Origin of the sequence: Herpetosiphon llansteffanensis (assembly GCF_003205875.1) — a bacterium.
GTDB classification, from domain to species: Bacteria; Chloroflexota; Chloroflexia; order Chloroflexales; family Herpetosiphonaceae; genus Herpetosiphon; species Herpetosiphon llansteffanensis.
The window spans coordinates 17,543-27,430 of record NZ_PUBZ01000131.1; the positions used below are offsets into that span (position 1 = coordinate 17,543).

At 52.3% G+C, this 9,888-nt stretch carries 11 protein-coding genes; 3 read left to right on the forward strand and 8 right to left on the reverse strand.

Annotation, left to right across the window (positions count from 1 at the left end):
* Nucleotides 1–283: 283 nt before the first annotated feature.
* Nucleotides 284–1,714 carry a hypothetical protein gene (locus tag C5S61_RS21315; protein WP_110518618.1) on the forward strand — a complete coding sequence of 477 codons (1,431 nt, stop codon included), beginning with the start codon at nucleotides 284–286 and terminating at the stop codon, nucleotides 1,712–1,714.
* A gap of 89 nt (nucleotides 1,715–1,803) precedes the next feature.
* Here the strand turns inward: C5S61_RS21315 and C5S61_RS21320 are convergent, their stop codons facing one another.
* From C5S61_RS21320 to C5S61_RS21335, 4 genes are all read right to left on the reverse strand, one after another.
* Entirely contained in the window at nucleotides 1,804–2,334 is a 531-nt protein-coding gene (locus C5S61_RS21320; RefSeq protein ID WP_110518620.1) for a hypothetical protein, read from the reverse strand.
* An 82-nt stretch (nucleotides 2,335–2,416) separates the two neighbouring features.
* On the reverse strand, nucleotides 2,417–3,172 hold the full coding sequence (locus C5S61_RS21325) for a sortase (RefSeq protein WP_110518622.1): 756 nt from the start codon (nucleotides 3,170–3,172) through the stop codon (nucleotides 2,417–2,419).
* A 73-nt stretch (nucleotides 3,173–3,245) separates the two neighbouring features.
* Nucleotides 3,246–3,791: a nucleotidyltransferase family protein gene (locus C5S61_RS21330; protein WP_110518624.1), complete on the reverse strand. Its 546-nt coding sequence runs from the start codon at nucleotides 3,789–3,791 to the stop codon at nucleotides 3,246–3,248.
* Nucleotides 3,792–3,803: 12 nt separating this feature from the next.
* Complete coding sequence (locus tag C5S61_RS21335) at nucleotides 3,804–4,421, reverse strand: GNAT family N-acetyltransferase (protein WP_054536878.1); 618 nt, start codon at nucleotides 4,419–4,421, stop codon at nucleotides 3,804–3,806.
* Between the two features lie 51 nt (nucleotides 4,422–4,472).
* On the opposite strand from C5S61_RS21335, the gene C5S61_RS21340 reads away from it, so the two are divergent.
* Nucleotides 4,473–5,570, forward strand: coding sequence for a hypothetical protein (locus C5S61_RS21340; RefSeq protein WP_110518626.1), 1,098 nt, complete (start codon nucleotides 4,473–4,475; stop codon nucleotides 5,568–5,570).
* A gap of 149 nt (nucleotides 5,571–5,719) precedes the next feature.
* Here C5S61_RS21340 and mscL read toward each other — a convergent pair whose 3' ends face one another.
* Entirely contained in the window at nucleotides 5,720–6,091 is a 372-nt protein-coding gene (gene mscL / locus C5S61_RS21345) for a large conductance mechanosensitive channel protein MscL (protein WP_110518628.1), read from the reverse strand.
* A 196-nt stretch (nucleotides 6,092–6,287) separates the two neighbouring features.
* On the opposite strand from mscL, the gene C5S61_RS21350 reads away from it, so the two are divergent.
* Entirely contained in the window at nucleotides 6,288–6,647 is a 360-nt protein-coding gene (locus tag C5S61_RS21350; protein ID WP_110518630.1) for a VOC family protein, read from the forward strand.
* Here the strand turns inward: C5S61_RS21350 and C5S61_RS21355 are convergent, their stop codons facing one another.
* The 3 genes from C5S61_RS21355 to C5S61_RS21365 are packed head-to-tail and all read right to left on the reverse strand — an operon-like array spanning nucleotide 6,648 to nucleotide 9,703.
* Nucleotides 6,648–7,703: a [LysW]-lysine hydrolase gene (locus C5S61_RS21355; protein ID WP_110518632.1), complete on the reverse strand. Its 1,056-nt coding sequence runs from the start codon at nucleotides 7,701–7,703 to the stop codon at nucleotides 6,648–6,650.
* Nucleotides 7,700–8,881 (reverse strand): aspartate aminotransferase family protein, encoded by a 1,182-nt coding sequence (locus C5S61_RS21360; RefSeq protein ID WP_110518633.1) that lies wholly within the window; start codon nucleotides 8,879–8,881, stop codon nucleotides 7,700–7,702. Before C5S61_RS21360 ends, C5S61_RS21355 begins: the two co-directional genes overlap by 4 nt.
* Before the next feature lie 18 nt (nucleotides 8,882–8,899).
* Nucleotides 8,900–9,703 carry a [LysW]-aminoadipate kinase gene (locus C5S61_RS21365; protein ID WP_110518635.1) on the reverse strand — a complete coding sequence of 268 codons (804 nt, stop codon included), beginning with the start codon at nucleotides 9,701–9,703 and terminating at the stop codon, nucleotides 8,900–8,902.
* Nucleotides 9,704–9,888: the final 185 nt, after the last annotated feature.

The following is a 9,888-nucleotide window of genomic DNA, read 5'->3' on the forward strand; positions in this document are numbered from 1 at the left end:
AGAGTGATTGAATTATGAGGGATGAGGGTAAAAGTCAATAGCCTAGCGCCAATAGCCCACAGCCTCATCCTAAAAATCTGTGGCAAAAAACTCAGCCTTCGCGATCTTCGCGTCCTTCGCGGTTCCGATCCTTCGTGCGCTTGGTGATCTTCGTGGTTCAAAACTCCTAAACCAATAGCCAAAAGCCCATAGCCTATAGCCCATTAATCAAACGCTTGGTATAGGGTTTGCTATATGTTCAGCAGATACATGCTCGAATTGTAGAGCAAAGGAGTTATTGATTATGACTGAGCAAAAAGAACAACCATTATTAACTGCCGCGCTGATTGCTGGTGGTGTGATTGGTGGAGTATTGGGCGCACGTAGCCGCCGCAATCATCCGACCAGCTTGGGTGAAAAAGTCACCTTGCTCACCGAAAACCTGCGCGATCAAGTTGAACATCGCGCTGCTGATGCCAATAGCTATTTGCATAGCCTCAGCAAACAAGCCCGCAAAGAGCTGAAACGCGAGCAAAAGAAATTGCGCAAAGCTGGCAAAAACGCGAATCAACGCTTAAACGCGAGCCTCGAAACTGGCCGCGACCACGTTGAACATGCTGTTGACCAACTTGGCAAAAAAGCTGCTCAAGGCCGCGATAAAGGCAGTTCGTTGTTGAGCGCAGCAACTGCTGGCTTAGCTGCGGTTGCTGCTGCCAGCCGCGATCGGGCTAACGATTTGGGCGACCAAACCAAAAGCCGCTTGGCTGATGTGCGCGATCAAGCAGTTGATCAAGGCGAAACCTTGGCGGATAAAGCCAAAAACATCTTGAACGAGGTACGCGATCGCTTGAGCAACACCAGCGAAACGGTGCTTGAGCAAGCAGACGATTTGCGCCATCGCGCTGTGAAAGTAGCGAATACGAAGAGCGCCGATGCCCGCAGTCGCTTGGCTGATGTGCGTGAACAGGCGATGGATCAAGGCGAAACCTTGGCCGATAAAGCCAAAAACATTTTGAGCGAAGTACGCGATCGCTTGAGCAGTACCAGCGAAACGGTGCTGGAGCAAGCAGACGATTTGCGCCATCGCGCTGTTGATGTGGCCAGCAGCAAAGGTGCTGATGCCCGTGACCAAGCCAGCGATTTGGTGCAACGCTTGAGTGGCATTGTGCAAGAATTTTTGGCAACCACGACTGAACGTGCTAAAGAAGCCCGTGAGCATGCGCCCGATGCCTTACGCTCGGTCGCCCAAACCGTGAGCGCCAAGGCCCAAGATGTAAGCGCAACGGTTATTCCAGCAGTTGCAGGCGCAGCGTCGGTGGTCGGTGGTCGCGCGAAAGAAACGGCCTCAGTCGTTGGCGAACGCGCGAAGGATGTAGCGTCGGTTGTTGGCGAACGGGCCAAAGAAACGGCCTCGGTCGTTGGCGAACGCGCTAAAGATGCAGCATCGGTTGTTGGTGAGCGAGCCAAAGAAACCGCCTCGGTCGTTGGCGAACGCGCCAAAGATGCTGCTCATATCGTTGGTGAAACGACCCAGCACGCAGCCCAAACAATCGCCCATAAAACAGGGGAAGTAACCACCGAGGTTGGTCGCAAAGGCCGCCGCGCTCGGACTGGCCTGCGCTCGTTTATTTTGGGGATTGTGGCTGGCCTGTTGACTACGCCAGCAACTGGCGAGCAAGTTCGCCGCGATTTACGCCAAAAACTCGAAGCGAATCTTAATCGCGTTCTTGGCTAATTTGCCAGCCTCAGCAATTATTTTCTAAGCGCAACAAAGCCCCTGCAACCGTCATTGCAGGGGCTTTTGAGTAGGTTCAAAACGCGGTATTAGAAGTGTTGAACTTGGTGGCGGCGTACAACCATGCGACGACGACGAATCAACAAGAAGATCCCACCACCAATTAATAATGGAAACAGCAAGAAGCCGAATGGTGCGCCATCGCGATGGCGTGGCCCATGCTCGAAACGGTCGTCAGCAAAACCATGGGCTGGCATTGCGTTGCGCATTTCAGTTTGAGCGTCGTACATCTCGGCTTGGGCATCTTGCATTTCGGCGCGCAGGTTGGCCATTTCTTCATGGAATTCGGCAGCATTTTCTTGCCAATTTGAGTTGACGGCTTCGCTGATTTCAGCTTGAACATCGCTTAGGTCAGCTTGCAAATCACTCATGTCGGCATGGAAATCATCCATATTTTCGTTAAAATCAATGCTACCTTGATTGAGGTTATGCGCTACTTCTGAGCGCCAAGCCTCATCGTAATCGTAATGGTCGCGGCCAAACAAGCCATTCCCAATGTTGCTGAAGAGTGCAATAATCCCTGCTCCAATCAACAGCAAGCCTAATGTTCGTTTTGTCATGGTGTAGCCCCTTCGTGATGGCACAGAATTGTCGATAGCTGTTCATCTGACGATAGGCTAGGAAATTTTGTTGCAGCTTGATTTAGCGCATTTGCCAATTGCTGCCTGCTGGGTGCTCCGAAGCGCTGTTGTAGGGAACGGCCCGCACAATAATCCGCTGGTCAAAGGCATTGGGTCCAGTTGGTGGCCAACATGTAATCAGGGTAATCGTTTCAGCAGGAGTTGGGTTCATATAGGCAGCATTGGTCAGGCGTTGTTCTGCAGAAACGCCAACTTCTTGCACGCGCTCGTTGGATTGCACCACATATAGATATTGCTGGCCATTGCTATACAACACAATTTGATCGCCTGGCTGCGTTTCAATCAAGCGATCAAATACGGGAGCTGAGCCACCAACATGGCCTGCCAACACAATATTGCTTGCTTCGCCAGGGTTGGCGCTGCCTTGATGATGGCCAATGGCGTATTTCGCAACTTGCCATGTTGCCACGCCATCGTGCAATTCCCAACCAACTTCGATCACCTTTTGATCAACCTCAATGCGCGGAATTTGAATGCGGCTGATGCTTGAATGTTCGCTTGGTACGTTGGCGACAGGTTGATCGCTGAGTTGGTTGGCGTTTAAATTGGGGGCTTGGAACGCGCCAAGTTCAGGCTCAGGAGTGGCAATTATTGGCGCAGCGATAGGCAGCGTGCTATCGCCACGGGCTGCTTGTTGATTGTAAAAATCGTCGGCGTACATGCCGCCAACATACAACAACAAATACATGCCGCAAAAGAGCAAGCAATTGCCTAAAGTCCATGCGATCGGATGCTGAGGTTGGGTTGTTTTTAGCATAAGCAATATCTGAAATAGGTCAGCGTTCAATTAAAAAGGCATTCTGCGCGCTGTGCCCAAAATGCCCTTAAACTTACAGCGTTACGCCCATTTCGGCGATGCGCGGGGTAACGAGGGCGGTGGCGTTACTGTTTTGCAAGCGTTGGTTCAGGTACTCAAGGTCGAGTTGTTGGCGCTTGATGATGCCTTCGCAATCGACAATATCGAAACGTTGTTGGTCTGAACCACGATACAAAATCAATTTGTGCACCAAAATATCTTCGGGAGCCAAAAAGAGCACCCGTGAGCCAAGCAATGGCTTGCGTTGCAAGCGCTCAATCATTGGGTCGTCAAGCACAAACGGGTAAACTGCGCCATTTTGACGAATCGTCAAATCTTCTTGCAGAATAATCCCGCGCCATAAAATGCGCCCACCGTCATATTGCACAGCCTTTTGGCCTTGTTGCAACAAGCGCGCAATTTCGCTCAACTTATTAGCTGGCACGACAATATCAATATCATTAATTGGGCGACGACTGCCATAAAAGTGGGCTGCGGCTCCGCCATAGATACCCCACGCCATTTGTGCACCGTCGAGTAGTTTTTGAACAACCGCCAAATTTCCTGCAATCAGCGACATACTGCTTCCTTCTTATTGATTAACGTGGATAACTGACCGATGTTGAGCCGCTTGCCAATCACTACGGGCGAGCGTCATGTCGTAAAATTGTACCCACACCCCGTGACGACCTTCCTTGATAAAGGGGGCGATGCGTTCGCGGGTGGCTTGATCGAGCGTTTGCATAAAACGCCAGCCAGCATCACGCCAATGATGACCATTATATTGGAAGCCGAGCCGCCGATAGCAGCGTACAGCTCGTTCGTTGACCGAAGCTACATCGAGCACCATGGTTTGAAAGCCGAGGGTGCTGAAAAATGCTTGGAGAAACGCGGCCAAACCTTCGGTGCCATAGCCTTGGCTGACATACGGTGCGCCAATCGTAATCCCAAGCCGCGCCGAGCCACTAGCCGAATCGATGTTGCGTAACGTAATGCGCCCAACTAGGGTATTATCACGCAGAACAATCGCATAGGTTCGCCGGATGTCGTTCATCCAATCGCCGCCAACCGTCACCCGATCTGGTAAGTTCCAAATGCTGCTCAATGGCTCGGTGAAAGGTGGCCAGCGATCCATGGTTTGGTAATCTACCCGTTGCCAGCGACGAATTATAAGTCGTGGTGCGGTCGCAATGATTGGATCATTCGTCATAGGCTGCCTGTTGCTGATAACCGTTTCCAGCATTTATTATAGCATGGTGATATGAAACGATTCTATATTGTTTTGGTACTAATTGGCCTGTTGTATGGGTGTGATTTGGCCCAGCAGCAACCAACCGTTGTGGTTATCCCGACCTTGGAGTTGCGGCCAACGCCAAGCTTCGTGGTGCGAGCCACTGATCGCCCAACGCCAAGCAGCAATCCTGCGACGGCAACGCCATTGTTCACGCCAACTGCCAGCGCAACCACTGCGCTTAGCCCTAGCGATCAATTGTTGGTGGCGGCGAATGGCGCTGTACGCCCGCAATTTGGCCCGCTTGCGCCAAGCCAACAATGGCTAATTACCCAATCGATCAGCCAAGATCAATTTGAATTGCACGCGCCAGGTTTGAATTTTATCGAGCTTAGTCGTAGCTATCAGGGCCAAGCGTTGAGTTGGTCGAGTGATGGGGCCTTGCTTTTGTGGCGTTCGCAACAGCAACCTGATCTGCTGCAAGCGCTTGAGCCATTTCGTGGCCAACCAATGCGCGTGCTCACCTCGACCAATGGCTTGGTGCAAGCAGCCTTGATGACCCAAAGTGCCTTGTATTATGCGGCGGGCGATAGCGACCTGCGGATTATGCAAGTTGGTGGTACGAGCAAAGAACAGGTGATTATTCGCTTGCCCAATCGTCAATTAGTGGCTGGCGGCTTGCAACTTAGCCCCAAGCGTGATCAACTGGCCTTGTTGGTGCAAGTGCGCGATCAAGCTGCTTTGGAGTTGCAGTTGTATGATTTACAAACCAATCAAATTCAGTTGATCGATCAAAGCCAGCGTGGCACGAGCACGCCGCGCATGCTGTGGAATGGGCGCGGAGCTTTGGCCTATTATCTGGGCGATGATTTTCGGGTCTATGAGCCAAGCCTGAATTCGATTCAAGCAACCAATTTGGGGGTCGAGCCATTGGCGTGGTATCGCGATGGGGTTTTGGTGCGAGCCTTGGATAGCAATGCTTTGGTCTACTGGTCGCCAACCCAAGTCTATCCAATTAATGATGCTGCTGGCAAACCACGCTTGGTTACTGATTTGCAAGCGTTGCAGCAAACTGAATTTTTGCTGTTGCATGAAGGGGCGATTTGGCAGATCGAGCTTGAACCATAAGGCTTCTCTCGCCCCTCACCCCCCAACCCCCTCGCCCACGAAAACGCGGGCGAGGGGGAGCAGCCAGTGTGCACCAAAGAATTGGGCAAGAATCAGGGTATTAAAGCCCCTCGCCCAGCGGCTGGGAGAGGGGTTGGGGTGAGGGGATCTTATTTTTGCAAGCTATCGCGAATTTCGCGTAGCAACAGCACTTCTTCGCTTGGTGGTGGAGCGGTTGGCGCTTCGGCTTCTTGCTTGCGGCGGGTAATGTTAATTGCCTTGACAACCCCAAATAAGACAATTGCGACTAAGATGAAATCAATCACAGCTTGAACAAATACGCCATAGACAATTGGGGTTGCGCCAACCATAAATTGCAGCCCATCTACTTTGGGTTGGCTATAGAAAGCTGCAATTAATGGCATCAGAATATTATCAACCAAGGCTGTGACAATTTTGCCAAAGGCGGCCCCGATAATCACAGCGATTGCCAAATCGAGCACGTTGCCTTTGAAGGCAAATTCCTTGAATTCCTTAAACATTGGCGATCCTCCACATACTAAGCCACACTAGATCATCTAATCAAAACAATAAAAATAACGTTTGTTGAGCTGAATGCAGGTGGAAAGAATGAGGCTTGGTGCTGCAAAAGCCGCTCTGAGGTGCTGTCATAGCTGGTTTGGGCTTGGCCTATGGTAGCATGGGCAGTAGCAAAAGTACAATTATGCGAGGAACGCAATGCATTCACCAATTTCATTTACCCAATTAACTTTAGCCGCTACCAATATTGAGCAGATGGCGGCCTTTTATAATTCGGTGTTGTTCACCAATTTCCGCAAAGTTAAGCATGGCGAGCATACCTTTTATGAAGGCTTTTTGGTTAATATTCCTTTGTTGCTGTGCTCAAATGCCATTGCAGGCGTTGTAGCCGAACAAAGCCGCTTGCAGTTTCATGTTTGTGTGCCTGATCTCGCGAGGGCGCTCGAAAAAACTGTGCAACATGGCGGCACAATCGTCGCTCCGCCAACTGAGGGCGGTATCAAAGCTGCAATCGTTGCTGATCCCGATGGCAATAGTTTGGAGCTGATTCAAGAATAGCTATTCGTTGCTCAAGACTGCTGCCAAGACCTTAATTGACTGTAGATAATCGGCCAAAGGCAAACGCTCGTGCGGCGTGTGGTCGAGCGCTGCATCGCCTGGGCCATAGGCGACGACTGGACAACCCCAGGCTGGCCCAACCACGTTCATGTCGGCGGTGCCAGTTTTTTGCACATAGCGCGGTTGTTGGCCGTTGGCGCGAAATACCCGCCCAAAGCGCCGCGCAATGCTTGATGTGCGCTCGCTGCTGAAGGCGGGCGTTGCACCGCTAATATTCAGGTGGGCATAATTGGGCAATAATTGTTGCAGTAGCGCAGTATAGGCCGCCGGATCAATATCCAAGGGCAAACGCGCATTTACTAGCAACTCGCACCAATCGCGCAAACCATCGCCACCAGATTCGATGCGCACCAAACTTGGGAGCAGTTGATCGAAGGCTCGCTCGCGGCCTTGGTTAAACTCATTGGCGTGTTGGGCGATGCTTTGCCACAATTCACAGCCATGCTCGGCAACTGTCTGGCTGGCGTGGGCCGAATGGGCGGAATCTTGTTCGATGCGAATTTGTGCTCGCAAGTTGCCTTTGTAGCCCAAGGTTAGGCGATCTGCGCCGCTTGGCTCGCCCACGATGCACCAGTTTGGCGCGGCCATGGTTTGGGCGATAAAATGTGCACCTTTTGATGATGCAATTTCTTCTTCGACGCACCCAACCACAATCACCCGATAGGCCAAGCGTTGCTCGGCATGGGCGCGCGCGGCAGCGGCGATAAACGTCGCCAATGAGCCTTTGGCATCAACCGAGCCGCGCCCCCACAACTCGCCATCACGGATTTCAACTGGAATATGGCCGGGCACGGTATCCATATGCCCAAGCAGCACGACGGTTTCCGCAGCATCGCCAAGCATCCCAACGGCGTTGCCAACCGCATCAATGTGCGCATCAAAGCCATAGCGGTGCATCTGCTCGACCAAGAGTTGGGCGATTGCGGCCTCAGCGCCGGAAACGCTGGGCGTTGCCACCATTGCCTCAATTAATTGCAAAGCCTGTTGATCGTTCATGATGTTGGCTCCTCGAACATGTTGCGTAGCGTTACCACCACACGTTCCAATTCTGGCCACGAAATGATCAGCGGCGGCAACAGGCGTAACACATTGCTCCCAGCATTGAGCGCAATAATCTGATGTTGGTTCATCAATTTTTGCAGATAGGGTGCAACTTTTTCCTTGAGTTCGATGCCAATCATCAAGCCTAAGCCGCGTACCTCGCGAATTTTGGGCGAGTTGATCGAACGCAATTGAGTGAGCAACCAAGCGCCTTTTTTGGCAGTTTGATCAACCAATTGTTCAGTGCGAATCACGCTGAGCGCAGCCCGCGCTGCTGCACATGCCAAGGGATTGCCGCCGAACGTCGAGCCATGCGTGCCAGTTGCCAATTCGCCAACCCGCTGATTGAGCACCACCGCGCCCATTGGCATGCCGCCGCCCAAGGCCTTGGCCAAACACACCAAATCAGGTTGCAAGCCATAATGCTCAAAGCCAAACATGCGTCCCGTGCGGCCAAAGCCAGTTTGTACTTCATCGAGAATCAGCAAGGCTCCGCGTTCGCGGCAAATTGTTTGGGCTGCTTGCAAAAATTCAGCAGTTGCAGGCCGAATGCCACCTTCGCCTTGGACTATTTCGATAATCAAGGCAGCGGTTTGCTCAGTGATGGCGCTTTGCAAGCGCTCGATATTATTGTAGGGAATATGGCTGAAATCGGGCACGAGCGGCATAAACGGCTCGCGATAATGGCTCTCCCAAGTAGCGCTCAAGGCTCCAAAGGTGCGGCCATGAAAGCCGCGCATGGCTGCGACAATTGCCGTGCGGCCTGTGGCCATGCGCGCAAATTTCAAGCCTGCTTCGACGGCTTCGGTGCCGCTGTTGCACAAAAATACCCGTTGAAATTCGGCGGGAAACAATTGCAGCAATTCTGCTTGCAACAAGGCGCGTTGATCGTTGTGAAAGGCTTCGGGGCAAACCGTCAAGGTTGCTGCTTGCTCGGCAATTGCCTGCACCACCGTTGGGTGACAATGGCCGATGTTGGCGACTCCAATGCCCGAACCGCAATCGAGATAGGCCTGACCGTGATCGTCGTAGAGGGTTGCGCCGCTGCCACGAACGAACGTAATTGGGCGCTTGGCATACACGCCTGCGCTATGAGCAGCTTCCAAACTGGCAAAAGGTTGTTGTTCAGTCATTGTTTGTTCCTGCCGATATTATTCGATGATTGTTCCGTGGCCAGCAAGGGCGGCGCTGACTGGTTGCTCGCTCCGGCCATCGCCGATAATCACGCGGCGCACGCCAGCATCAAGCGCGGTTTGCGCTCCTAGCAATTTTTTCTTCATGCGGCCTTGGGCCAATTTTTCGCTGGCGTGAGCTAATTCCGTTCGCGGCAAATGCTCTATCAAGCTGCTTTCGTCGGGGAAATTACGATACAAGCCGTTGACATTGGTAAGCAGCAGCAAGGTTTCGGCTTCGAGTGCTGCGGCCACACTGGCCGCACCGCGATCGCCATCAATATTTAATGGTTCACCTGTAGCGCTTACCGCCAATGGTGCAATCACTGGCAAATAGCCAGCGCTCAGCAATATTTGTAACAAACTGCGATTAACTTGGTCGATGCTGCCAGTCCAATCATCACGAATCACACGTACCCGACCATTTTCAACAGCGCGAACATTGGTTTTGCGCGTGCCTTGCAACAAACCACCATCAATGCCCGATAAGCCTAGGGCGTTGACTCCCAAGCCACGCAAGCGCTCGACCAACTGGCGATTGAGCAAGGCTGTCGCCATCATGAAAATTTCGAGCGTGCGGCGATCGGTTTGGCGGCTGGTATGGCCCGATGGCGAGGTGATAAAGCGCGGCGGATGGCCAAGCTGCTCGCCAAGCGTGTTTGCTCCATCTGAACCACCATGAAAGAGCACAATTGGTTGGCCTTGGGCGGCAAGTTGGGCAATATCGTTGCAGAGATTGCTATAATCAATCCCTGCTGCGCCGCCAATTTTTATCACAAGCATAGTTTTTCCCTTATTTGATCCACAAAGGGCACGAAGAGCACGAAGCCAGAAACCACGAAGAGCGCGAAGGACAGATTTTTAGCCACGACTGCCCGAATGAGTATTTTTTGCCACAGATTGGCACAGATTATGAGGATTAGGTTCGCGCCAGCCCGTAGCCTGATCCCCAGCCCCCGACCCCTGAC